The 25,137-nt window shown below is 44.9% G+C and carries 17 protein-coding genes; 6 read left to right on the top strand and 11 right to left on the bottom strand.

What is annotated here, in order from left to right; all coding sequences use genetic code 11:
* Positions 1–4: 4 nt before the first annotated feature.
* The 4 genes from rfbF to aspS form a co-directional block, all read right to left on the bottom strand.
* On the bottom strand, positions 5–775 hold the full coding sequence (gene rfbF, locus LZG72_RS17685; RefSeq protein WP_233875505.1) for a glucose-1-phosphate cytidylyltransferase: 771 nt from the start codon (positions 773–775) through the stop codon (positions 5–7).
* 64 nt (positions 776–839) lie between these two features.
* On the bottom strand, positions 840–1,898 hold the full coding sequence (locus tag LZG72_RS17680) for a Wzz/FepE/Etk N-terminal domain-containing protein (protein WP_233875502.1): 1,059 nt from the start codon (positions 1,896–1,898) through the stop codon (positions 840–842).
* Between the two features lie 4 nt (positions 1,899–1,902).
* Positions 1,903–4,032: an SLBB domain-containing protein gene (locus tag LZG72_RS17675; RefSeq protein ID WP_233875500.1), complete on the bottom strand. Its 2,130-nt coding sequence runs from the start codon at positions 4,030–4,032 to the stop codon at positions 1,903–1,905.
* A 401-nt stretch (positions 4,033–4,433) separates the two neighbouring features.
* Positions 4,434–6,191, bottom strand: coding sequence for an aspartate--tRNA ligase (gene aspS / locus LZG72_RS17670; RefSeq protein ID WP_233875499.1), 1,758 nt, complete (start codon positions 6,189–6,191; stop codon positions 4,434–4,436).
* 92 nt (positions 6,192–6,283) lie between these two features.
* On the opposite strand from aspS, the gene LZG72_RS17665 reads away from it, so the two are divergent.
* Entirely contained in the window at positions 6,284–7,207 is a 924-nt protein-coding gene (locus LZG72_RS17665) for a PE-PGRS family protein (protein ID WP_233875497.1), read from the top strand.
* 94 nt (positions 7,208–7,301) lie between these two features.
* On the top strand, positions 7,302–9,392 hold the full coding sequence (locus tag LZG72_RS17660; protein WP_233875495.1) for a prolyl oligopeptidase family protein: 2,091 nt from the start codon (positions 7,302–7,304) through the stop codon (positions 9,390–9,392).
* A gap of 18 nt (positions 9,393–9,410) precedes the next feature.
* On the opposite strand, the gene LZG72_RS17655 is transcribed toward LZG72_RS17660, so the two are convergent.
* Together LZG72_RS17655 and LZG72_RS17650 are read right to left on the bottom strand one after the other, a co-directional pair.
* The gene (locus LZG72_RS17655; protein WP_233875493.1) at positions 9,411–10,340 is read right to left on the bottom strand and encodes a hypothetical protein; all 930 of its coding nucleotides are present in this window, start codon (positions 10,338–10,340) and stop codon (positions 9,411–9,413) included.
* A 3-nt stretch (positions 10,341–10,343) separates the two neighbouring features.
* The gene (locus LZG72_RS17650) at positions 10,344–11,777 is read right to left on the bottom strand and encodes an MBOAT family O-acyltransferase (protein ID WP_233875491.1); all 1,434 of its coding nucleotides are present in this window, start codon (positions 11,775–11,777) and stop codon (positions 10,344–10,346) included.
* Positions 11,778–12,127: 350 nt separating this feature from the next.
* Between LZG72_RS17650 and LZG72_RS17645 the strand changes: the two genes are divergently transcribed.
* Both LZG72_RS17645 and LZG72_RS17640 read left to right on the top strand, forming a co-directional pair.
* The gene (locus LZG72_RS17645) at positions 12,128–14,251 is read left to right on the top strand and encodes a bifunctional aldolase/short-chain dehydrogenase (RefSeq protein WP_233875488.1); all 2,124 of its coding nucleotides are present in this window, start codon (positions 12,128–12,130) and stop codon (positions 14,249–14,251) included.
* A gap of 58 nt (positions 14,252–14,309) precedes the next feature.
* Complete coding sequence (locus LZG72_RS17640; protein WP_233875486.1) at positions 14,310–15,593, top strand: TIM barrel protein; 1,284 nt, start codon at positions 14,310–14,312, stop codon at positions 15,591–15,593.
* Between the two features lie 53 nt (positions 15,594–15,646).
* Here LZG72_RS17640 and LZG72_RS17635 read toward each other — a convergent pair whose 3' ends face one another.
* Both LZG72_RS17635 and LZG72_RS17630 read right to left on the bottom strand, forming a co-directional pair.
* Positions 15,647–16,666, bottom strand: a complete 1,020-nt coding sequence (locus LZG72_RS17635; RefSeq protein WP_233875484.1) for a GntR family transcriptional regulator — start codon at positions 16,664–16,666, stop codon at positions 15,647–15,649.
* 135 nt (positions 16,667–16,801) lie between these two features.
* Positions 16,802–18,073 carry a DUF6600 domain-containing protein gene (locus LZG72_RS17630; protein WP_233875482.1) on the bottom strand — a complete coding sequence of 424 codons (1,272 nt, stop codon included), beginning with the start codon at positions 18,071–18,073 and terminating at the stop codon, positions 16,802–16,804.
* Between the two features lie 304 nt (positions 18,074–18,377).
* Between LZG72_RS17630 and arfB the strand changes: the two genes are divergently transcribed.
* Both arfB and LZG72_RS17620 read left to right on the top strand, forming a co-directional pair.
* Complete coding sequence (gene arfB / locus LZG72_RS17625) at positions 18,378–18,785, top strand: alternative ribosome rescue aminoacyl-tRNA hydrolase ArfB (RefSeq protein WP_233875480.1); 408 nt, start codon at positions 18,378–18,380, stop codon at positions 18,783–18,785.
* A gap of 21 nt (positions 18,786–18,806) precedes the next feature.
* The gene (locus LZG72_RS17620; RefSeq protein ID WP_233875478.1) at positions 18,807–20,048 is read left to right on the top strand and encodes an MFS transporter; all 1,242 of its coding nucleotides are present in this window, start codon (positions 18,807–18,809) and stop codon (positions 20,046–20,048) included.
* Positions 20,049–20,050: 2 nt separating this feature from the next.
* Here LZG72_RS17620 and LZG72_RS17615 read toward each other — a convergent pair whose 3' ends face one another.
* The 3 genes from LZG72_RS17615 to LZG72_RS17605 form a co-directional block, all read right to left on the bottom strand.
* The gene (locus LZG72_RS17615) at positions 20,051–20,464 is read right to left on the bottom strand and encodes a DUF6984 family protein (RefSeq protein WP_233875476.1); all 414 of its coding nucleotides are present in this window, start codon (positions 20,462–20,464) and stop codon (positions 20,051–20,053) included.
* Between the two features lie 51 nt (positions 20,465–20,515).
* Complete coding sequence (locus LZG72_RS17610; RefSeq protein WP_233875474.1) at positions 20,516–21,547, bottom strand: hypothetical protein; 1,032 nt, start codon at positions 21,545–21,547, stop codon at positions 20,516–20,518.
* Between the two features lie 72 nt (positions 21,548–21,619).
* A complete protein-coding gene (locus LZG72_RS17605) occupies positions 21,620–25,075 on the bottom strand; it encodes a HEAT repeat domain-containing protein (RefSeq protein WP_233875472.1) in 3,456 nt (1,151 codons plus the stop codon).
* Positions 25,076–25,137 lie beyond the last annotated feature (62 nt).

Raw genomic sequence — 25,137 nt, 5'->3', positions numbered from 1 at the left:
TATTTTACCAGTTTATCCAGGGAGCTTTTCCTGATTCCCACAAATGTTCAAGTTCATATTTATCTCGAAGAGTGTCCATCGGCCTCCAGAATCCATCATGCTTGTATGCCATCATTTGGCTATCCGATGCAATATTTTCGAGAGGTTCTTTTTCGAAAACTGTTGTGTCGCCATCGATATATTCCAAAACTTTCGGCTCACAAACGAAAAAGCCACCATTTATCCAAGCACCGTCACCTTTTGGCTTTTCCATAAAGGAAGTAACGGATGATGATCCCGAAATGTCCAGGGCTCCAAATCTTCCCGAGGGCTGCACGGCGGTAACTGTAAGAAGCTTCTTATGAGTTTGATGATATTCAACCAACCCTTTTACATTAACATTCGCGACGCCATCACCGTAAGTCAGGAGGAAGGTGTCGTCATTAAGATATTGGCTGATCCTTTTAACTCTTCCCCCAGTCATAGTATCCTGGCCTGTATCAACAAGGGTCACTTTCCATGGCTCCGCCTGTGAATTATGGATTTCCATTTTGTTATCATCCATGTGGAAGGTCACGTCGGATTGATGGAGAAAGTAATTGGCAAAATATTCCTTCACCACGTATCCTTTGTACCCGAGGCATATTATAAATTCTGTAAAGCCATGGGAGGCGTAGATTTTCATGATATGCCATAGAATTGGCTTCCCACCAATTTCTACCATTGGTTTTGGTTTTGTGACCGTCTCTTCAGAGAGACGTGTTCCAAGACCACCTGCAAGCAAGACTACTTTCATCGATATAACTTTTCGTGTGATTTGCCTGGCAGAAGTCCTATGAAACAATTCTGCCTTATAATTTCTAAATGTTGCCGTAAAGCAATCTCTGATGGTACTTCTCCCTAAAAAATATAATGTACATTAATGTGAAGAAGCCGCCAGCTACACCGCAAATAAACCCAATCACAATACGTTTGGGACTACTTTTCGCTACGGGAACTTTGGCTGGTTCGAGTACCTTAAACACAGGTTTTTCTTCTTTTACTCTGATTCTTGCTTGCTCCAATCGAGAAATCAAATCAGAATATACGCCCTGAGCAACAGTAAAATCGGACTGCAGTCTCTGTTCTTCAATACGTGCCACATTCAGAAATGAATTCCTGTTCCTATCCCGGTAGCTTTGCAGAGCATACTCCGCTTTTTGTTGCCGGCTCTTGACTTCTGCTACCCGGTCCTCTAGAAATTGAACCTGTTCTTCTGTCTTCGAAGTCCGATATTCCTCGACATAGTTAACCAAATACTTCTTGCTTGCTTCTACCAGCATGGACGCTACTACTGGGTCCGCCATTTCGCAGCTTAATGTAATGATCCCATTTTTACTATCGATTGTAGTCTGAATCAAGGCACTGGCACTTCGAACAAGATTGAGTTCCTGGGAAGAAAGCATTAGGATGTCTTTCGGGCCTGCGCTTACCGGCTTCTTCGTCGGTTCATCACTACTGGAAAATGAGAATAGCTTGCTCAAAAAACTTGGCTTTCTTGATTTAGCAAAGTATTCTCTCAGCGTCTTATAGTTTGTGCCATTTTCATCCATGACAGGCTGAGTAAGCAGATGCTGCCCGAAAGGGGTACTGCTGAGAATGTTTGGATAAAGTTCGGGAACAAGCTTTTCGGCACCGTTTTTATCCATACTCATGGCCATGCTAAAAAATGAATTGCTCTTTCCCATATTATACTCCGGCAAAAGAATCGTCTGTGCCGTGAATTTTCTGGTCATGAGAAAACTGAAACATACCCCAAGAATGGCAAAGAAAATCGGGGCGAGAATCAACAATTTTAGATAATTCTTCAAGAAGAGTACCACGTCGGCCAGACTCACTTCCAAGGTCCGATTCTCTTGTATTTTTTGCTGTTCTAGCATCGTTCTAAAATATTCGGATTAGCGCTATTGCTAGCGTTGAAAACAGAGATATTAATGCAAATCTCTCTCCGCGGGTCATCGGTTCCTGAACGTTATTACGCTTAATCGGAATTGTGACCGTAGATCCCGGTTCAACTTTCGGGTAAGATTTGAAAAATAAAAATGTCTTGGTTCTGTGAGTTCTTCCGTTCGGATAAGAAACATATGCCCTTTTTTTCCATCCCTGATCCGTATAACCTCCTGCTTGTGAAATATATTCATTGTAACCGAAGGCAGGGTCGAAATTGACAACGGATGGATTATATACTCCACCTTGTATTCTCACGGTCTCTGATTTTTTGGGAATGACAAGTGTATCCCCATTGATCAGTAATAAATTTGATGGGAGTGAAGGCTTTTCTATAATTGCCTTGAGATCAATAGCAACCTGTTCGTAATCTCTATAGAACCGGGCTCCCGGTAGATATGCCTCGGGCTTAATTCCGCCTGCTTTCGCGAAAATATCGGAAATGCGTTCAAAGTTATTGATGATCGTATAATTACCCGGGTATAGTACTTCCCCAACGATGGTTACAATGCGCTGCGGTTCATATCTTGGAGATTTCCGGACAATCACTATATCCTGGGGCAACAATTTAAATTTCTGATCTTCCGGATTAAGCACCAGATTATCGGCAACATCCATTGTGAAAATCCGCACGTTCTGAGAAGCCGGAAGGCCGGTTGTATCGTTTTTTACACGACGTGAAACCTCGATTCTATATGGTATACCTCCTTCGGTGTAGCCGCCCGCCTGGAAAATCAAGTCGGCAATGGTTATATCTTTATAATAGAAGTAGTTACCTGGGTTGATAATGGAGCCGGAAATGGTAAGAAAGGTAAATTCCTTCAGATCGTCTAATGCCTTTATTGTAAGAATATCGCCGGCAAGAAGTGGTATATCCGCTATCTCCCCATTCACGAGCTTTCGGAGATCAAAAGCTATAATTCCGGTCTGTGTGTCACCACTGGAGCGTTCCAGCGTAGCTCTGTTTAAAAAGGCCCTCGGACTTAAACCTTGTGCCATTTGAATCAGCTTTAATACGGTGTTGCATCTTTCCTCGAGTGCATAATTACCCGGTACTGTCACTGCTCCCCTCACTTCAATTTGGTTGCTTACAACTTCGAGAATCCGTTTAACAGTGAAGATATCTCCGTTTCTAGGCACAAAAGAAGTAATCTGAGCAGAGTCCAGACTCCCTATTATGTAATTGGTACCCGTGTTACGCTGATATGTAAATGTCTTCGTGTAGGCTTCGGGAGTAAACCCTCCGGCATAGCGAATTAAATTTGTAATTGTCTCACCCTGAACAGCTTCAAAAATACCAGGTCTCTTTATTTCTCCGCTTAACTCAATATGGCTCTCGAACGGCCTGATCAAGATAATATCCTGATCCTGCATGGAGATGTTATCGCGAAGGTCGGCATCGACAAGGAACCGATAAAGGTCAATTTTCTTGATAATCTTGTTATTTCTTATAATCTCGATATTCCTGTACGATCCGTTTCTGCTGGGACCACCGGAAATTGACAAGACATTAAAGGCAGTTGCGAGCGATGAAACAGTATAGCTTCCGGGTTGCGCAGCTTCTCCTGTGACCATTACTCTGATACTGCGTACGTTACCAAGCGTAATGGAAGAATACGTACCGGAGCCAGGCCTGTTCAAGGAGGAATATGCCTGTCGCAACCTGTTGACAATGCGCTCATTAGCCTGCTCAATCGTTAATCCATTAACATATACCGGAGCAAGGTTCAGCATTTTCACCGTACCCTCCGGGCTGACTCTCATTCGGAAATTATCGACCGCATTTCCGTAAATGTCAACGATTATCTCATCCTCCGGACCTAAGATGTAATTTCTTGGTGTCGCAATGCGCAGGTTTGGTTCAAACGTATTTGATGAGCGTGCAAAGAATGCTGCCCCGAAAGTGTTGTTAAGATTGCGATTCCTGGATCGGCTTGCATTGGTAGAGTCCTTTTCATTGTTAGCCTCTTCGTCAAGCTCATCTTGGCTCCGGGTTTCATCCAACTTGTCCCTGTTCGGATCGTTAACCTTGTTTTCTGCGGGCTTTTGTTGTAGGCGTCTCCGCATAGCAGAAATTTGATCTAACGTATAGCCCCGTTGTAACGCAGCCCTCTCAATGTCAAGATCCGACATTCCCGACGATTTGGCCTGATTATAAAAATCCACAGCCTGCTGATTGGTAATCTGTGATGGATCTACAGATGGTTGAGTTAGCGGATTAGTCTGGGTAGGCGTTGTTTGAGGCGCAGTATTCTGTGCGGAAATTTCAAGGCTGACTATTATCAGAAATATTGGAAAAATACTTTTGATGCACCTTTTAAAGGAGAATGGATAATGCATGTAGTGTTTTAAATTACGGATAGCACCGATCACGTCAGTCAGTGTAATGTTAAACTAGAAATTTTTATCCTGGCAAAACTACGAAATCTTATTCTAACTAAATTCTATAAGGTCGTATGCTGTACCCGCTACTCAACCCTGATTGCCAATTCTTTAAGTTGAGCATCCGATATCACCGATGGTGAATCAATCATCACATCTCTTCCCGAGTTATTTTTTGGAAAAGCGATGAAATCGCGGATGGAATCGGCACCGCCAAAAATAGAGCAAAGCCTGTCAAAACCAAATGCAATGCCGGCATGGGGAGGTGCTCCGAATTCAAACGCATTCATCAGAAAACCAAATTGATCCTGTGCTTCCTCCGGCGAAAATCCAAGTATTCCAAACATCTTCTGTTGAAGTTCCCGCTCAAAAATCCTGACAGAACCTCCGCCAACTTCAACGCCATTTATCACCATATCGTATGCATTTGCACGAACAAGCCCTAAATCGCGGTCCAACAATCCAATGTCTTCTGGCTTCGGACTGGTGAAGGGATGGTGCATAGCGAACCAACGATTTTCAGATTCTCCAAATTCCAACAAAGGGAAATCAAGCACCCACAATGCTCTGTATTCGTCAGCATTTCGTAATCCCAATCTTGATCCCATTTCTAATCTAAGCTCATTCAATTGCTTGCGGGTTTTGTCTGCCTGCCCCGATAGGATAAATATCAGATCTCCCGGATTGGCATTGAATGCAACTACCCACTTTTTTAGGTCGTCTTCCGAATAGAATTTGTCAACGGAGGACTTGATTGAACCATCGGTATTATATCTCACATAAATCAAGCCTTTCGCGCCGATTTGTGGACGCTTCATCCAGTCTGTCAGTTCATCAACTTGTTTACGGGTGTAGGCTGCACAACCCGGAGCGCAGATGCCTGCAACGAGTCCGGCGTCATCAAAAACGCCAAACCCTTTACCCGAAGTCAAATCCTGATTTTCACCTTTGAGCTCGGTAAACTTCATCTCGAAACGGATGTCAGGCTTGTCAGAACCATATTGCCGCATTGCGTCAGCATAGGTCATTCGGGGAACTTCGGGAAGATCAAAACCTTTCACTTTGCTGAAAAGATGCCGGATCATTCCCTCGAAAGTATTCAGCACGTCTTCCTGCGTTACAAAAGACATCTCACAGTCAATCTGAGTAAACTCCGGCTGGCGATCGGCACGAAGGTCTTCATCCCTGAAACACTTCACGATCTGGTAGTAACGGTCAAAACCAGCGACCATCAACAATTGCTTGAAAGTTTGCGGTGACTGGGGAAGTGCATAAAATTCACCGGGATTCATGCGGCTGGGCACCACAAAATCGCGTGCGCCTTCCGGGGTGGATTTGATTAAAACGGGCGTTTCGACCTCAATAAAGTCAAGATCGTCAAGGTAAGCCCGGGTATATCTGGCAACCTGATGACGTAACTGGAGATTTTTACGGACTGTATTTCTTCTTAAATCGAGATAACGGTATTTCATCCGGATATCATCCCCGCCATCAGTCTCATCCTCGATAAGGAAAGGAGGGAGTTTCGCCGGATTAAGCACATTAAGCTCAGTTACGCGGATTTCAATTGCTCCGGTGGCAATTTTATCATTTTTTGAAAGCCTTTCGATTACCTGGCCTTTTGCAGAAATCACAAATTCCCTGCCCAGCGACCGGGCTGTTTCCAATACATCAGCTGGTGTTTTGCCTTCCTCAAAAAGGAGCTGTGTTAAGCCGTAACGATCCCGCAAATCCAGCCAGATCATACCACCTTTATCCCGAACGCGCTGAACCCAGCCGCATAACACAACATCCTGATTAACAAATTCTAAGCTTAACTCACCACAAGTATGGGTACGTAACATATAACTATTTTAATACTGATATAAAGAAAGTGCCTGATAATAAATGGCGCAAAAGTACGTATTTTTAGCAAATCTAACATGCAACGTTTTTTATGAATAAATACAAAGGATTGGGTAACCAGGGGTGGATCGTGATCTGTTCGCTTGTGTTGTGCATCACGTGTTCATGTGATCCCGATCCCAATCCGGGGCCAGGCAATGGGAATTCGGATCAGTTTGAATCTACACCTCAGAAATTTCCCATTACCCCGGGCACAATCGATGAAGCCTCGGGGTTAGCGCCCAGCCTTAATTTTCCGGGTTATCTCTGGACAAATCAGGATTCAGGCCAACCCAACTCGCTTTACCTGGTGAGTAAAGATGGAAAAACCATTAAAGAGTACGGAATTCCGGGGGCACAAAATAACGATTGGGAAGATGTAGCAATCGGGCCGGGACCTGAGAATGGAGTTAACTATCTGTATATCGCTGATACCGGTAACAACGGATCTTCTGCCTCAAAAGTAAATGTCATCTACCGCGTTCCCGAAATTTCAGATCCAAATGCGTCTTTTTCTCAGGATAGGGTTGAAAAAATCACTTATAAATATCCGGACGGTCCCAGGGATGCAGAATCGCTGCTCCTTGATCCTGTTACCAAAGACATTTTCATAGTTTCCAAAGAATCCTCTAATACGGGGATTTACCGGCTGGCATTCCCTCAATCAACGGGAGAAACGATTACCGCGGAGAAACTTGGTACAGTGCCATCGGTATCGACTGCGACGGGTGGGAGTATCTCAAAGGATGGAAATGAAATTGCGATCCGGACTTATCTTTCTGTCTACTACTGGAAGCGTAAAACCGGGGAAACTATCGGGCAGACTTTAACTCAGCCCGCTACCCGCCAGCTTCTCGTAGCGATTGAGCCTCAGGGAGAAAGCATATGCTTTGACTCGGAAGGGTCAGGTTTTTACACATTGAGTGAAAAATCGAATTCTACCGCCGTCACTTTGAATTTTTACAAAAGAAAATAACAAAGCAGAGTATGACGAGTGCTGCCAGTTTGTTGGAAGCTGATACCGTCAAATGATCTGTCATTCCTATTTTATGAAAATTAAACTTTCTGTAATGAGTGTTATCGCCGCGACCGTCATCTCTCCGGACGGTTTTTCCCAAGAGATTTCTTATCCCCAAACAAAGAAAATTGATCATGTAGATGAATACCACGGCGTCAAAGTCGCAGATCCTTACCGGTGGCTCGAAGATGACCGCTCGGAGGAAACGGCCGCATGGGTAAAAGCGGAAAACGAAGTGACTTTCAGCTACCTCAATAAAATCCCATTCAAGGAAAAGATTTTCAACGATCTTGAAAAAGCATATAATTACCCCAAATATTCGGCTCCGCAGAAAAAGGGTGAATACTTCTATTTTTATAAAAACGATGGTTTGCAAAACCAGGCGGTTTTGTACCGGCAGAAAGGGTTGAAGGGAAATCCCGAAGTCGTTCTTGATCCGAATAAGCTATCCGCGGATGGTACCACGCGACTTACTGTTTTCAATCTGTCCAAAGATGGCTCGCATGCTGTTCTCGGCTTTTCGCAAGGTGGCTCCGACTGGCAGGAGTACAATGTCATGGATATGAAAACGCTCAAAATGCTTTCTGATAAAGTGGAATGGGTGAAAGTATCGGGAGCATCGTGGCAGGGAAATGGGTTTTATTACAGTCGTTACCCACAACCGGAAGGAAGTGCATTAGCTGCAAAAAATGAAAACCATCAGGTGTTTTTTCATGAGATTGGAACCGAACAGAAAGACGATAAGCTCATATTTGAAGACCCGGCCAATCCGCAGCGTTTTCATACAGTAGGTACGACCGAAGATGAGCGATATGTAGTGCTGACTGTGAGCGACAGAGGTAAAGGAAAGGATGGAAACGGGCTTTGGGTCATGAAAAAAGGAGGAACGCGTTTCTCACCGATCAAGGAAGAAATTACTGATTTTAGCTTTGGGATTATTGATAATATCGGAGATGATTTTTTGATTGAAACCAATGAGAATGCACCAAACAGCAAAGTCTTGTTATATACATCAAAGTCGAAAAGCTGGAAAACAATCCTGGCCGAGAAATCCGAACCATTGCAGGGAGCCGGGACTGCGGGTGGTAAGTTGTTTGTCTCATACCTGAAAGACGTCACGACCCGGGTAAATGTGTTTGATCTGACCGGTAAGCTTGAAAATGAAGTAATATTGCCCGGTCTGGGCTCAGCCAGCGGTTTTGGAGGTGAGAAAGAGGATACTTTCGTTTTTTATACCTACACTTCATTCAATTACCCGCCGACCATTTTTCGGTATGATATTGCCTCGAAAAAGAGTGAGGTTTTCAGGGCGCCGGAAGTGTCTTTTAAGCCTGATGACTACGAAACCAAGCAGGTTTTTTACCCAAGTAAAGACGGTACCAAAATCCCTGCATTCATCACCTATAAAAAGGGAATAAAGCTGGATGGTTCAAATCCGACCATTTTATATGGCTATGGTGGCTTTAACATTAGTCTTCCGCCTGCATTCAGCTCAATAAGAGTTCCGTTTTTTGATCAGGGAGGGATTTATGTTCAGGCTAACTTAAGGGGTGGGAGTGAGTATGGCGAGAAATGGCATGAGCAAGGAATGAAATTGAAGAAACAGAATGTGTTCGATGACTTCATCGCAGCAGCTGAATATCTGATTAAAGAAAAATATACTGCCCCGGAAAAACTTGCAATTCAGGGAGGTTCGAATGGAGGATTGCTGGTAGGTGCGGTAATGAATCAGCGGCCTGAGCTTTTTAAAGTCGCATTTCCGGCAGTTGGAGTAATGGATATGCTCCGTTTTCACAAATTTACAATCGGCTGGAACTGGATCGCTGATTATGGCAGCAGCGACAATGCCGATGAATTCGCTGTTTTAAAAGGATATTCACCTTTACACAACATCAAAGAAGGCGGGAAATATCCTGCCACGATGATCACCACTGCCGACCACGACGACCGCGTCGTTCCAGCACATTCTTTCAAATATGCCGCTGAACTACAAGCTAAGGCAGGAGCATCGTCCACAAATCCATTGCTGATCCGCATTGATACCAACTCGGGTCACGGTGCCAGCAATACCAAAAAAGCGCTTGAAACGCAGTCAGATATTTATGCGTTTCTGTTTAAAAATATGGGACTGGTTTGGAAGTGATGATCAAGTGGACGCTCTTTAATGGAAAAGTCCGGTTTTTTGCAGATCGTCCATGACCATCTTCGTTCTCATGTCCACGCCTTTTTTCGTCAAATGGTAATTTGTGTTGAAAAACAGCGTATCAGCAAGTTTGTAGCGAACGGGGTCAGTGATGAAGGCTACCCCGTATGCATTCATTTCCTGTTCTATTGATTTGATCATAATTCGCTGATTATTGAACGATGTTGCGGCGTAAACCGGGGGAAGGACACATAAGCTCGCTCCTTTCGATTTTACGGACTGCGAGAATTCTCTTATGAATGCAATTGATTTGGGGTTAACAACCTCTTTTCCTGTACAGGGAATTGCGTGCTCTATTTTTGTGCGCTGGCGGGACCAGTGCAGATATGCATCGCCGAAAGTGTTAAACGATTTTCGTGAATAAACGTCGGTAGCGTTATTCTCATTCCGGGTTTGAAATTTCAGTTTGGATATCGCATATCGGGGCACCAGATCGATCAGATTATACCATTGCTCGAAACTAAGATGCTTTCGGCCATCTTGAAAAATATCGAAAAGAACGGAAACAAGCTCCATATCCCCGTAAAATAGATCAGTATAAAAGTGCTGGTATTCAGGACATAAAACTACGATATCGCCATCCTGAATGTAGGGCAATACATCTGTTGCAAAATACCTGAGACCGATTCCAGCGTGTAAGCCGGTATTGACCACCGGCCTCTTGAAACGCTCGTGAATTTTCTTGCTTTCCAGTCCGAAACTCAGATTTGAGCCTCCGACAAAGACAATCTTCGGTGAACCGGCTTCCATTAGCATTTTATGTTTGTCTGGAAGAGCGCCTAGCAGTGAATGCTGCGCAGCAATGTTCGGAATTCCAAAAAGTGAGGCAGTTAAAATGGCGGTAAGCAAACCCGATAAAAAAAGGACGTTAATGACGAAAGGTTTCATTGGCTAGAATTGAAAATAGATGAACTCCTGGTTATGTCTGAACTGCGCAATGCACACCATTACAAGCAATAGGTATAGTATCCATCGCACCGATTGAAGTTTTAGGCGGGTGATTTGAAGTCCGTGAATCTTATCTCGATGCAGCCATTCCACTACAATGCAAATGGAAATGTAAGCGAGTGGCATCTTCAGATGATCGAGTAATGGGATTGTGAAGAGCGATTGACTAATGATTCTTTTAATGTAAACAAATGAACCTGCGAGGTCTGAACTTCGGAAAAATATCCATCCTATTGTTACCAAAAAGAATGTTGAAATGATTTGCAGCCATTCTTTTAAATTAGGCAGGAACAAGCCCGTTGCGACGACATCTTTATGCTTGTGATTGATATTAAAGAGTAGTAAAGGCAGAAAAAGCAACGCATGATAAAGTCCCCACACTACAAACGTCCAATTTGCTCCATGCCAAAAACCGCTGATCAGGAAAATGATAACAGTGTTTCGAATGCTGGTGAGCAGCCCGAGCCTGCTTCCTCCCAATGGAAAGTATACATAATCTTTAAACCATGATGAAAGCGATATGTGCCATCTCCGCCAAAATTCAGCGATATCTCTCGAAAAATAAGGAAAGGTGAAATTGTTGAGAAGTTCGAAACCAAAAAGCCGCGCTGTTCCCAGGGCAATGTCGGAGTAACCGGAGAAATCGCCGTAAATCTGAAATGCAAACAGAATGGCCCCGAATAAAAGTGTACTGCCCGAATGATTCGTTGGATTGTCAAAGGTCATATTGACATATGTGGCACAACTATCGGCAACAACGATTTTCTTAAAAAATCCCCAAAGCATCTGGCGCATTCCGTCAACTGCTTTTTCATATCTGAAAATTCTGGGTTGCTCGATCTGGGGCAATAAATGCGTCGCCCGTTCAATCGGGCCGGCAACAAGCAATGGGAAGAAGCTGACAAAAAGCGAGTAGTTCACCAGGTTCTCTGACGGATCTATTCTCTTGTTATAGATGTCGATCACATATGAAAGGCCATGAAATGTGTAAAAGGAAATTCCGATGGGCAAAACGATATTGAGGACTTGTAGATGTGTTTCGATCCCAACGGACGCCATCAGTTTTATCAAAGACTCTGCGAAAAAATTATAGTATTTGAAGTATGCTAGAAGACCCACGTTAATTACGATGCTGATAATCAACCACATCCTTGACTGAGCGTTGGTTTTAGATGATTTTATTTTGAGTCCGGAATAGTAATCCAAAAGTGTCGAGAATATCAGGCATCCGAGGAATCGCCAATCCCAGCAACCATAAAAGAAATAGCTTGCAGATAACAGTAAGATGTTCTGCGCTCCGACGGATCGTTTTAGAAGCCAGTAGAGGGTAAATACTGCGGGTAAAAAAAGGACGTAAGAGACGGAATTGAAAAGCACCGGGGATCAGAGTACGAAAGGATAGATAAAATGGTTGGCGCATGTTGAAAAACAGGCAGACCGAACCTAACCGGGAGCAAGAATATGTTAATTTTCCGGTTACGAGCAAAGGAGCTATTCGTCGGTGAAATGGAGTGAGTGATCGGTAAATGGCAGCTTATTTCATGGCTATAAAAACTATCAAATCTCACATTAATTCTCAATTTATTTCTACATGCAGGATACAGCAGGACGGTGCGTATAGGTAAGTTTTCTAATCTTGTGACCTGTTTCAGAGTAGTATTTGTCCCGTCAAATCCTTTCTGGGAGAATGTCCGATACCCAAATTGATAAAAATTAAAAAAGAAAATATGAGCAGTTCTAAAGTAAGCCAGTATAGATATGTAAGTTATTTGTGGGATGACGAGAAAGCCGCTTCTCTGGGTGACGATCAGGTAGCACTTTTATTGTACCGTTCCAATCTGCTGGGCGCCGACCTTCGTTTGACCAATTATGCTGGTGGAAATACAAGTTGCAAAACCATTGAAAAAGATCCTTTGACAGGAAACCCGGTTGAGGTAATGTGGATTAAAGGTTCAGGAGGAGATATCGGGACCTTAACGAGAAGTGGTCTGGCGGGACTTTATGTCGACCGTCTGCACAGCCTCAAAAACATTTATCGCGGACTGGAATTTGAAGATGAAATGGTGGAGCTTTTCAACCACTGCATTTACGATCTGAAATCCAAAGCACCTTCCATTGATACGCCATTGCACGGCCTTTTGCCATTCAAACATATTGATCACCTGCATCCCGATGCATTGATCGCCATTGCCGCTTCCAAAGAAGGGGAGGCCATTACAAAAGAACTGTTTAACGGTGAAATTGCGTGGGTGCCCTGGCAGCGTCCGGGTTTCGACCTGGGTTTGCAGCTTGAACAATCACTGGCAGACAATCCGGGAATCCGGGGTATCGTACTTGGTGGACACGGTTTGTTTACCTGGGGAGATACAGCTTACGAATCTTACATCAATACATTAGATACCATCGAAAAAGCATCGGAGTATCTGAATGAAAATTACGGAAAAACGCGTCCGGTTTTCGGTGGCGTGAGGTTAACGAGCGAGTCGCCGGAACGCAGAACGGAAATTGCCGGTAAACTGGCACCTTATCTGCGTGGTCTGGCATCTGATAAGCAAGCGATGATCGGCCATTTTACCGATGACGAGCGTGTTTTGGAATTTATTGCCAGCAATGATCTGGATAAGTTGGCGCCATTGGGTACCAGCTGCCCGGACCACTTCCTGCGTACGAAAATCCGTCCGCTGGTACTGGATCTTCCATTTGAAAAACTGAATGCGACCGATCAGGAAATCCTGGATCAGATCCGTCCACAATTTGAAGCATACCGTGCCGACTACCAGGCTTACTACGATCGTTGTAAACATGATAACAGCCCGGCAGTTCGCGACCCGAACCCGGTAATTATCCTGTTGCCGGGAGTTGGGATGTTTTCATTTGCAAAAGACAAACAAACAGCCCGCGTTGCAGCTGAATTTTATACTAATGCGATCAACGTAATGAAAGGCGCCGAGGCGATTTCTTCATACGTGTCATTGCCTGAGCAGGAAGCATTTGACATTGAATATTGGCTTTTAGAAGAAGCTAAATTGCAAAGAATGCCGAAAGAAAAATCGGTTTCGCGCAAAGTAGCATTCGTGACTGGCGGCTCGGGTGGAATTGGAAAAGCCATCGCCCAGAAATTGTTGCAGGAAGGTGCATGCGTGGTTATTTCTGATATTGACGAAAAAGCATTAGCAGAAACCAAGTCGGAGTTTGATGCGAAGTTCGGCAAGGATTTTTCTTCGACAACGATTGCAAACGTTCTTGATCCTGAACAAATTAAAGCTGCATTGCACGCTACCAAACTTAAATATGGCGGCGTCGACATTATTGTAAACTGTGCAGGTTTGTCCATTTCAAAACCATTGGCTGAGACGACCATTAAGGATTGGGATATTTTACAGGATGTTTTGGTAAAAGGTCAGTTCCTTGTTTCTCAGGAATCGGTGGCGATTATGCGTCAGCAAGGTTTGGGCGGCGACATTATCAACATCGCCAGCAAAAACGGGATCGTTTCCGGGCCAAATAACGTAGCCTACGGAACAGCCAAAGCTGCGCAGCAACACATGACACGTCTGCTGGCTGCCGAACTTGGTCCGGACAGGATCCGAGTAAATGTGGTTAACCCCGATGCCGTAATCGCCGGAAGTAAGATCTGGGAAAGTGGCTGGGCGGCCGGACGTGCGAAAGCATATGGTATTTCAGTAGCAGAATTACCGGCATACTATGCAAAAAGAACCGTTTTGAATGCTGAAATTCATACTGAAGACATTGCAAATGGTGTCTATATCTTCGTGAGCGGGCTTTTAAGTAAAAGCACTGGGAATGTAATTAACGTAGATGGTGGTGTTCCTGCCGCGTTCCTCCGGTAGATAATTAGACCTGGCAGGTTTTCAAAATCTGCCAGGTCTTTTCCAAAAACCTATTCAAATGAAAATAGAACAATATCAGATTGATCAGCACAATGACTCTCTGTTTTCGAGACATAACAACCAGTTTATTTATACAAAAGAGCAACTGGGCGAGCAGGGGATCAATGCAAATGACATTGTCAAAGCACTTTCTGACTTTCAGGTTGCGATTCCGAGCTGGGCGTTAGGTACGGGCGGAACGCGTTTCGGCCGTTTTTCGGGTGGCGGAGAGCCTCGTTCACTGGAAGAAAAAGTGGAGGATGTTGGTCTGTTACATGCATTAAACCGTTCGAGCGGCTCTATTTCACTGCACATTCCCTGGGATATCCCTGAGCAGGCGCAATCCATTATCTCGTTAGCTTCTTCGTTGAACTTACAGTTCGATGCCGTTAACTCTAATACCTTTCAGGACCAAAAAAATCAGGAGCATTCTTACAAGTTCGGCTCACTTTCTCATGTCGATGCCAAAGTCAGGAAGCAGGCGGTCGACCATAATATTGAGGTAATTAAATACGGAAAGGATCTTGGGTCAAAAGCGTTATCGATCTGGTTGTCAGATGGTTCTTGCTTTCCCGGGCAATCCAATTTTGTGAAATCATTTCAATATACCCTGGAATCTCTGAAGGAAATTTATGCTGCGCTTCCGGACGATTGGAAAGTGTATGTCGAGTACAAAGCGTATGAGCCGAATTTCTATTCTACCGTAATCCAGGATTGGGGAAGCTCCTTATTGTTTTGTCAAAAATTAGGTCCGAAAGCAGATGTACTGGTTGATTTGGGCCACCATTTGCCAAATGCAAACATCGAGCAGATCGTCGCGACGTTGATGATGGAAGGTCGTTTGGCTGGTTTCCATTTCAATGATTCCAAGTACGGAGACGACGATTTGACGGTTGGCAGCATTCGTCCCTATATGCTTTTCTTGATTTTCGTGGAACTCGTTGAAGGCATGAAACGTGCAGGCAGAAATAGTGATACTTACGCCTGGATGATCGATGCAAGTCATAATGTAAAAGATCCGCTCGAAGATCTGCTGCAATCGGTAGAAGCCATTCTTTTATCTTATGCCCAGGCTCTGATTGTTGATCGTAAAAAACTGGAAACGGCACGTCAGCAAAATGACGTGGTACTGGCTCAGCAAATTCTTCAAAACGCATTCAGAACGGATGTTCGTCCATTGGTGCGCGAATCCATGCGACTTAGTGGAGGTGCATTAGACCCGGTTGGGTTGTTCAGAAATCTGAATGTCCGCTCCGAATTAATGAATGAAAGAGGGAAGGTGACGGTAGCGACCGGGCTTTAACTTGTTAATTTGTCCTGCTGAGCGCAGTCAACTGCGCTCAGCAGGACAATGCGTTACAACGACTTCCTCCGGATCAGCGTAAACGGATTTTTAACAATCGCCCGTTTATTTTCAGTGATCAGCTCTGCGGCGGTTCTTCCCATTTGCTCGTGATCGGTTGAAATGGTTGTGATGCCATCGAGCAGGATTTCTTTTAATGGCGTTTCATTGTAGGATATTATTCCAATGTCTTTGCCGATGGTCAGGTGCTGTTCCCTGCATTTTTTGATCAGATTCACCAGGTCGTTTTCCTCAATTACGACATAGGCGGTATCGCTTGCTGCCGTGCTGTTTTCATGAAAATCGTACATGATCTCGTGTTCGAATTCATGTTGAATGCAAAAGATCCGGAAGCCTTTGATGATCTCTTTCGGATAACGGATAATGGTCGGGAAAATGAGGATCAGCTTTTTGTACACTTTCAACAAATCAATCGCCTCGTTTAATGCAGAAACAATATCCTTTTCAAAATTCTGAAAAACGGATGAATGTTTTTTGCTACTCAGTTCCAGATCTTTATCTAGCAATATCAACTTTTCGGGCGGGATCATTTTCAATGTTTCAATCGCTTCTTCGGCCTTCTCGTAAAAATGGGGCATGATTACATAGTAGTCATATTCGCCCAAGCTGTTCTTTATAAGATTCTTGAAGATGTTGACATTGGAATGATGAATGTGCAGATCGACATTCACATTACGCCCGATATTTTCAACAAAAGCATTGTAAATCTGCTTTTTGTAATTACTTATCTTGTTGAAAACCAGCAATATGCGAAGTGATGTCTCAATGTCGACGCGGTTGATGAAATACCCTTTTCCACGCACTGAAATCAGTACTCCGTCTTTTATCAAATGCTTGTAAGCTTTTTCGACCGTATCCCGTGAAAGCAGATATTCTTCACTTAATTGATTAATGGATGGGATCTTGTCGCCTCGTTTCAGTTTTCCTTTGCTGATCGCCTGCAGAAGCGATTTGATGATCTGCATGTATTTCGGTGCACTCTCCTTGAACTCAATGTCAAACTGTATTTCCATTTAAATAGCAATGGGTTTAGAATAGGCTAAAATAATACATTTCTGCCGTATTCAGCTGGAAGAATTGGGATCTCTCAAAACAAAAACGACCCCGGAAGAACTGCTTCCCGGGGCCGTTTCGCATTAAACTAAAAACTATCTGGGTGACCGGCTGCTTCTCTCGGAAGTTCCTCTGCCCTGACTCGGTTGTGCCGATCTTTCACTCCTGTCATTTCCACGCGATTCACTGGCGCTTCTTTCAGGCCGGGCTGCACGTTGTGGCGCTTCGTAAGAACCGCGGCTAGGGCTTGGGTTCGACTCGTTTGAGCGTTGCGACCTTTCGCTTCCGTAGTTTGGAACACTTTGTTCACGGCTGCTGCGTTCAGGCTGGCGAGGTGCCTCGTACCGATCGTTGCCTCTTGTTGCAGGAGCCGGATCGATGCTTCTTTCGCGGCTGCTCCGTTCAGTTCTGCTCGGGGCGCTGTACTCATTGTTATCTCTGCCGCCACGGTCTGAGCCTGGATTAACAGTTGCACCTCGACGATCCGAACCTGCCTCATATGTTCTTCCACCCCGGTCTGGGCTTGCATCAACGGTTCTGCCACCCCGTTCCGGACTTGCGTCAATGGTTCTGCCGCTCCGGTTTGGACTTGCGTCAATGGTTCCTCCACGACGTTCCGGCTCATTTCTGCTGCTCCGTGAATTGTAACGATCATTACCCCGGCTATTTTCCGCCACGATCACCCGCCCACGTCCGCTCGGACTGGCATCGATGGTCCGCACTGGCACACTGCGCCGCGTTACCCGTTCGATTTCATCGCGTCTCGGTCCATACACATAAGTCCGGTTGTTGCTGCGGTAATAATTATTGATAATCACCGTCTGGTTGTACACATGCGAGAACCTTCTTGGAGGTGCGCAGTAATTACGCCAGCCGCGGTAGGTAATGTAACGTTGCGGAACAAAATTCCACCAGAATGACGGTGCATTAAACGAAACGTTAATGCTGATACCAGGCCCCAGCGGCGCCCAGCCGTAATATCCGCCACCCGAACGCCAGTTTACCCAAGCTGGTCCCCATTCATAATCAGGAACCCAGAACCAGCCATTATAGTCGTCATACGACCAGCGGCCGTAGTGAAAAGGAGCCCAGCCCCACTCATAGTCCGAAACCCAGGTATTACCATATTCGGTCACTTCCCAGTAACCGTCGGTGGAATACGGCTGAAAACCTCTCGGTACATCGGGGATCCACACGGAACCATATTGCGGATTGCGCTCCCACCTCCCGTAAGGTGAGAGTTCATTGTAAAAAGTTTGAAAAGAAACGCTGAACCCGGGTTGGGCTTTGGCTGTATCGGTAACCGCAACACCGCCAAGCAATAGTATAAACAAGCCGAGTATCCGAAATGTACGCATGGTGTTCATGGCCGTATGATTAAATTGTTTTCTGTTATTAAAAATCGTTTCTTGGACATCACTTTTTAGGATGGGTTTAATGCAGAAAAGGTTGTCTTAATGGAGTTAGCAATCTGTCTAAACCGGCATTCTTTTTACAAGATTTTTAAAACTCAGTGTTGCGAATTTTATTATCTTGAAAATCATTGAGTTAAGGTTATAATTATTATGGTGACTAGTAGAAATGAGTGATTAAAAGACATTTGAAATCCTGTAACCCCCTATTTTTGACAGAAAACATTAACAAGCGTTAACACTATTTCAAGATCAAATCATGATAAACCCTGAACTCCTGCATCCTGAACTGGTTTTTCAGACCGCCCGAAGTGGTGGGAGTGGAGGACAGAATGTGAACAAAGTCGAAACGAAAGTGGAGCTGCGGTTTGATATCCCAAACTCCAAGATTTTGAATGATGAACAAAAGCAAAACCTCATTATAAAACTGGCAACGCGCTTAACGAATGAAAAGGTTTTGATACTCTATCACCAAACGGAACGTTCGCAGCTGGCAAATAAAGATAAGGTTATTGAAAAGTTTAATGACCTTATTGTAAATGCTTTCGTAGTTCAAAAAAGGCGGAGAGCTACCCGGCCGACGTTAGCCTCAAAACAAGAACGACTTAAAACAAAACAGCGAAATGCGATCGTTAAATCTTTGAGAAAGAAAACCTTTGACGAATAATATTTGCCATAACCTCACTCCATGTACTCCACTACCTCTACTCAACCAAAAATCAGTGCAGTCCTCACACTCCCGGTTATTGTCGCATCGCTGGGCTATTTCGTTGACGTTTACGATCTGTTGTTATTCAATATCGTGCGCGTTCCGAGCCTGAAAGATCTCGGACTGTCGGAAGAAGAAATTTCAAGGATCGGGGCGGCGATCTATAACTGGCAACAAGCCGGGCTGCTGATCGGAGGATTTATGTGGGGTATTTTTGGGGACAAATTTGGAAGAAGATCCGTTTTATTTGGCTCTATTTTAACTTATTCACTAGCCAATATCGCGTGTGGATTTGCTAATAATGTGGAAATTTATTCATTACTGAGATTTATCGCCGGGCTAGGCCTGGCGGGCGAGCTGGGTGCCGGCATTACTTTGATCGCCGAGATCCTGCCGAAAGAATTAAGAGGTTATGGGGCTTCCGTTGTAGCCAGTGTGGGCCTTGCGGGAGCCATTGCCGCATTCTTTGCCGTAAAGCTAACTGATTGGCGGACTGCCTACTTTATTGGTGGCGGAATGGGGTTGGTTTTGCTTGTTATGCGTATCAATGTGCTTGAATCCATTCTTTTTAATATCAGCATCGAGAAGCGGGGAAAGAAGCCGGTACCCTGGTGGACGATCTTTACAAGTTGGTCACGGTTTGTGCGATACATCCGTTGCATGGGGATCGGGCTTCCAACGTATATGGTAATCGGGGTTTATTCCACTTTTGGAAATGAATTTGCCAAAGCGTTGGGCATTCAAGGAGATGTCCCGGCGGGCGATTGCGTGTTGTACACGTATATTGGAGTAGTTACCGGCGATTTTTTTAGTGGTATTTTAAGTCAATGGCTGCGATCACGAAAGCAGGCGATCCTGCTGATGATGGCTATGACATTCGCGGGAGTAGTGTGGCTGCTTTACGGAGGCATCGGCTCCACGACTACACTTTACATTTGCTACACCTGGCTGGGTTTCTCCATTGGTTACATAGCCATGTTTCTGACCACAACTGCCGAACAGTTCGGGACAAACTTGCGGGCAACCGTTACCACTTCCGTCGCGAATAATGTCCGCGCGACCGTTTTACTCACATTGCCATTATTTCAATTATTGAAACCTGAATGGGGCGTTTTACAATCCGGCGCGATCGTCGGGGCGATCTGTTTCTCGCTCGCATTGCTGTCGCTTTGGAAAATGGAGGAGACTTATGGGAAAGAACTCGATTACGAAGAAGTGTAGGGTTATGCCTGAGATTTCCCAAAAATGAGCTTGTCAGGAGTAGGGTAGACGAGTAATTTCGAAAAATCCGTCTTCCAGAAATCCAGGTCGAGTAGTTGGTTATTTGTGTCTTTGGTCAAAGTAATCACTACCGGAGTAGCATCGCTATCGATATATTCCACCTGTATCAGATCCCCGTCATAACCGGAAACATCACCTCCCAAACTGATACTTCCCATTTTCCCGCCCTCATATTCATCCACCATCTCACTAATCGGAAAGTTGGCCGGATCGAGATTTAATCTGGCTAATAAAAAATGAATCAGGTCAACTTCATTTTGGCGGATTGGTCTGATGTTGCTCATAATGGCGATTGTTCCGTTGCCGGCGATAAATGCTACCTTTTTTACCGGATAATATGCACAACTTTCATGCATATTATCCGGTATTTTGCATAAAATCTGTGCATTTTATCTGCTACTTAAAATTTAAACCACGTTACGCCCTCTCCATTGCTCTGCCTTCTTTCCCACAAACCAGAACGAAAGTGCCAATAACGCGAAGAAGATTCCTTTGTTGGTACGGTCCCAGAAATATTCGAAGTATCGGGTATAGATATTTAATAAAAAGAAAACCAGCGTAAGGTCCCGCAGCGTTTCCAGTTTATTTTGAAAAGCATAGTAAAGCAAACCGGCAAGCATAACCGTAAAACCGAGGGCCCAGTACCAGAAGTAGCTCTGTTTCAATGCCGTCCAGCCACTCAGGTCATCATAATTTCCAAACATCGATAAGGTCCAGGCGGCAACGAGGAAAAGAAATAAACCAATCGAATAGGTAACTTCATGAAGGAATTGTAATGCTTTTGTACGATTTACCACCCAGGATAATCCCCAGATTGCCAGCCCGAAAACGGTCATGCGCAACGGATAATTCATTCCCCAAAACCGGTAACTTCCATGAGACCAATAGTATGTCTGCGCGCCCCACCAGCCTGCGAATGAAAGGATTGCAACCGTCCAAAGTAGTGTTGAATGCAGCAAAACGGAGATTGCACCGTAAGCGAAGGTCGCGATCAGGAGTGGTATTGCATAATTGCTTTCCGGCGAGGCAAGACTCCTCGTCCAGTAGGTAATGGCGATGGCGACCGTAAGGATAATGGTGATGTTGTAGGCTTCATTACTGGCCCTGGCGTCGGGAAGTTTGACTTTGCGTCTTTTCGCAAGAAAGATGAAAACCGCCGCTATTAATGTAAATATAATGCCTACGATATTTTCAGAAAAGCCCCATTGTTTCCGAAGCAGCTCAATCCATTTTTCATCGATCACCAAGGCGCCAAATGCGAGTAAGCCACACGAAATGGCGGATATTAATGCATAAATGGCGATGGCATCTGCATTGGAATTTCTCAATTCATAGCTTCCGCGCAACTCATCAGCCAGCTCTTTCGAGATTTTGTTTTTGTCTTGCCAGAACTGAATGGCCTTTCCCACGACCTCAGCCTCTTTCTTGTCTAATTTCATTCAGATATAGTGTTGATGATGATCTTTAAATGCGAAAAGCCCGGATCGCTGTCCGGGCTTTTCGCATTTAATTTATTGTCTTTTTAATCCCGATAAAAACTCCACGACGTCGCGGATTTCTCGTTTCGTCATGATCGTTCCCATTGCCGGCATGCTGGACGGAACATTTTCCCGTTTTGAAATTCTGGAAACCGCTATTTTCAAAGGTTCTGCTTCGGAAGTTTTCAACACAAGCTCGTGATCATTTTCCGCTGAAAGAATCCCTGCCGCACTGGTACCGTCTTTCAAAGTCAGCATCACCATTCCAAATCCCGGCGATAATCTCGCACTTGGTTCTACCAATGCCTGCAAAATCTGCTCGCGTGAAAGTACATTGCCGATATTGGAAAGATTGGGTCCTACTTCGCCGCCTTGTCCGCCAATGGAATGGCACCGAACGCATTCCGCTGCTGAACTTGTCATAAAGTAGCGGCGGCCAAGCTGGGCATTTCCTCCGAAAAGCGCATCCTGGTAGTCCGCAGCAGTCATGCCTGTTGAGCGCATTGGTGCCATTTTCGCAATCAGCGTATTTGACTTTGTGGAATCGACGGCTTCTCCCAAATCAAGTGTAAGACTTTGCGGAAGCTTCTTGTCCGTCATTTTTTGAATCAGGTCCGTCAAAATGCCTTCTGTTTTTGCGACCGGTAAAGTACCCAGCACTTTCAGCATCTGTTGTTGTTCGCGCACACTTCCTTTCTCAAAAATCGCATTCGAAATGTCCGTTAACGCTTCTTTCGACATCGTTACATTTCCTACCATGCCCAATGCAGCGGTGCGGACATCGGCATCAGAATCCGTCATGCCTTTTTTCATAACCGTTTCCATGTCCGTGTATTTCAGATCGTTCAATGCAATAAGCATGGCGGCGCGTACTTTCGGATCTTTATGATCATTCAGGATTTTAGCGAGCGCGGCATTGTTGTCCGAAACGCCCAGATTGGTAAGCATTTGCGCGGCAGCAATCAAAATCGCAGGCTCATCGTCTTTTAACAGATCGGCAACGATAGGCTGGATTTTGGTCTTAACCGTCGCAGCATTACGTTCCAGCGGCCCACGATAACGTCCGTCCACACGGTCCATTACGGACGGACTTGCCCAGGTACCGAGCGTAGCCAATGCTTCGGCACGGATTTCCTTATCAATGTTTTTTCTTTTTGCAAAAGCAACCAGATCATTGAGTTGCGTTTCGCCACCTACCCGCAGCGCAGCATTGATCGACCTTCTCAATAAAGGTTCAGAAGTAAATCTCGGATCGTTTAATGTGGAAGCAAGTGCGGGTAATGCAGCCGCAATCGACAAATCATCGTTAATACCCCGAGCGGCTTCCGTCACAATGTATTCATCCTTATCACGTAAAAACAGGCTGATCTTTTCATTCTTCATTCTCCGCAAAACAAGAATGGCCGCAATGCGTAGGGATTTTTCAGGGCTATCTGCCAATGCAACAATGGGTTCTGCTTCACCAATGCGCGACAAAGCTAAAACTGCAGAGTGGCGCAAATAAACATCTTCATCATTATTAGTCTTGATCATCGCCAATAATGGAGCGATTGCATCTTTGTATTTGATTCTTCCGATCGCCTGCGCCGAGTAAAACCGGACGCGCGGGTTTTTGGAAGAAAGCATCGGTACCAGCATCGGGCCAGCTTCCGTGATACGCGCATCTCCAAGCATTTTCGCCGCCTGCACGGTGATTTCTTCGTCTTTATCCTTTAACAGGGTCATCAAAACGTTTGCATACGCTTTGTCCTGACGAGCAAGTTGACCTATTCCCCAAATTCCGTGAATGCGGCCGAATTGGTTAGCAGTTTGAGCAATGGCTTTATTTAAAACAGCTGCGCCTTTTGCACCCCGCGAAGCCAGTTCAAATTGTGACTTCTGACGAATACGCATGTCCTGGTTGGAAAGCAAAGACAACAGCATATCATCCGACTGCTTCGTATAGTCAAGCTGTATCAGCTTCTTGGTTTCCGCTCTTAACGCTTTAAGATCGTTTTTTTCTTCCGTCACATCCAACTTCCAAACACGTCCAGCATTCTTCGTATCCCAGCCATTGAGCCAGTCAGCAATGTACAATGCACCGTCCGGGCCGAAACGAATACCGGTCGGCAGGATTCCGTTCAGGATATTTTTTTCACCATCCAATACAAACGATGCTCCTTTTGGTTTTAATCCAAATGCCCAGATCGGCGAACGGGCAGGGTTACCCACGAATTCCACCAGGAAGAATTTGTTTTTCCATTCGGAACCCAATGCAGTTCCCGGATTGTACTGCATTCCGGTCGGTCCATTGTGAAAATTTTGAATTGGCGGAATGATATATGCCGCCTGTCCGGCCCAGCGAGGCTTGAAAAGCTGCTCGTCCATCCAGACTTTGTAACTATTGTTTTTAGGATCGGTGTATTTTCCATACTGCCAGTTGGAGCGCCAGCCAGCGTCAGAACCTTCTACTACGTGCACCAATCGCTCACTCTCGCCCGGATGGTCCCCATCGTTATCGGAGCTGATCAGGTTACCGTATTCATCAAAAACGAATTCGTGCGTATTCCGTAATCCGTGTGCAAAAACTTCAAAATCGCTGCCATCGGGATTCGAGCGGGCGATAATACCGGAATTCGGATGTTCGTGTTTTACGCCTTCCGCCGTGGTGATGTTTGCGCCGATATCCCCGATGTTCCAGTATATTTTTCCGTCCGGACCTTCAATGGGATTAGACATTCCGTGGCCGCTAAAACCAATATGGACGCCATAACCGTGGCTAATGGATGTTTTTTCATCCAAAACTCCGTCCCCATTGGTATCTCTCAATCTCCACAAATCCGGCGCGATGGCTACAAATGCATCTTTCGCGCGGATGAGCAGACCGCCGGCTACATCGGAAACTTCATCAAAAAAATCATTCAGAATTCTGGTTGAAATGTCGGCGATGCCATCTTGATCGGTATCTGTTATTTTCCAAACCTCATCTTTTTCAACTGCCAGATCTTTCCAGTCGTGAGAACCGTCTCCGTTGAGGTCTTTCAGGAAATTATTTTCTTTGCTTTTTGAGGGTGCGAAGGTGCTGCGAAGAAATGCACGACGGTCTTCAACGGTTTGTAAACCAATCGAGGCGGTCATCCAGTTGCGGTACCCGCGGATATCAAATTCTGAGTTTTTCTGGCGGTTTGTACGGTTCAGGTATACATTCCCCATATCATCCATCGCAATGGCGACCGGATCAGGGGCAAGTGAATCGGAAGCCCATAAATCCAGTTTCAATCCGTCTGCAAGTTTTACGACGGTTTTTTCACGGATTTCTTTGGCCCGCGTTTTCCCGGTTGCCGCATCTTCCTTAATGACAATGGCCGTACTATTTGTCTTCGAAGTTTTCCCCCATTTGTCGCCGGACGATGAAGGTGTATTGGGAGCCATTTTCATACATGAAACTACCACAACAGTGACGCAGGTCGCGAGGATCAGAGGTTTTTGTAAAAGTTTTTTAGAGATCATTGAGGCATTTTTAGTGTTACAGAATTTAGTTGATCTTAAAGGATCAATTGAAAGAATTAATG

It is taken from the genome of Dyadobacter sp. CY323 (genome assembly GCF_021390245.1).
In the GTDB taxonomy this organism is placed as follows: Bacteria; Bacteroidota; Bacteroidia; order Cytophagales; family Spirosomataceae; genus Dyadobacter.
Note: the sequence above shows the minus strand (reverse complement) of the source record. Positions and strands in the feature narration are given on the sequence as shown.

What these genes read in the sequence shown, in the direction of transcription:
- LZG72_RS17655 (WP_233875493.1), bottom strand. Translation starts at nt 10,340, where the DNA reads ATGAAACCTTTCGTCATTAACGTCCTTTTTTTATCGGGTTTGCTTACC.
- LZG72_RS17665 (WP_233875497.1), top strand. Translation starts at nt 6,284, where the DNA reads ATGAATAAATACAAAGGATTGGGTAACCAGGGGTGGATCGTGATCTGT.
- LZG72_RS17605 (WP_233875472.1), bottom strand. Translation starts at nt 25,075, where the DNA reads ATGATCTCTAAAAAACTTTTACAAAAACCTCTGATCCTCGCGACCTGC.
- LZG72_RS17615 (WP_233875476.1), bottom strand. Translation starts at nt 20,464, where the DNA reads ATGCATGAAAGTTGTGCATATTATCCGGTAAAAAAGGTAGCATTTATC.
- LZG72_RS17640 (WP_233875486.1), top strand. Translation starts at nt 14,310, where the DNA reads ATGAAAATAGAACAATATCAGATTGATCAGCACAATGACTCTCTGTTT.
- LZG72_RS17680 (WP_233875502.1), bottom strand. Translation starts at nt 1,898, where the DNA reads ATGCTAGAACAGCAAAAAATACAAGAGAATCGGACCTTGGAAGTGAGT.
- LZG72_RS17620 (WP_233875478.1), top strand. Translation starts at nt 18,807, where the DNA reads ATGTACTCCACTACCTCTACTCAACCAAAAATCAGTGCAGTCCTCACA.
- LZG72_RS17645 (WP_233875488.1), top strand. Translation starts at nt 12,128, where the DNA reads ATGAGCAGTTCTAAAGTAAGCCAGTATAGATATGTAAGTTATTTGTGG.
- LZG72_RS17630 (WP_233875482.1), bottom strand. Translation starts at nt 18,073, where the DNA reads ATGAACACCATGCGTACATTTCGGATACTCGGCTTGTTTATACTATTG.
- LZG72_RS17675 (WP_233875500.1), bottom strand. Translation starts at nt 4,032, where the DNA reads ATGCGGAGACGCCTACAACAAAAGCCCGCAGAAAACAAGGTTAACGAT.
- arfB (WP_233875480.1), top strand. Translation starts at nt 18,378, where the DNA reads ATGATAAACCCTGAACTCCTGCATCCTGAACTGGTTTTTCAGACCGCC.
- LZG72_RS17635 (WP_233875484.1), bottom strand. Translation starts at nt 16,666, where the DNA reads ATGGAAATACAGTTTGACATTGAGTTCAAGGAGAGTGCACCGAAATAC.
- aspS (WP_233875499.1), bottom strand. Translation starts at nt 6,191, where the DNA reads ATGTTACGTACCCATACTTGTGGTGAGTTAAGCTTAGAATTTGTTAAT.
- LZG72_RS17610 (WP_233875474.1), bottom strand. Translation starts at nt 21,547, where the DNA reads ATGAAATTAGACAAGAAAGAGGCTGAGGTCGTGGGAAAGGCCATTCAG.
- rfbF (WP_233875505.1), bottom strand. Translation starts at nt 775, where the DNA reads ATGAAAGTAGTCTTGCTTGCAGGTGGTCTTGGAACACGTCTCTCTGAA.
- LZG72_RS17660 (WP_233875495.1), top strand. Translation starts at nt 7,302, where the DNA reads ATGAGTGTTATCGCCGCGACCGTCATCTCTCCGGACGGTTTTTCCCAA.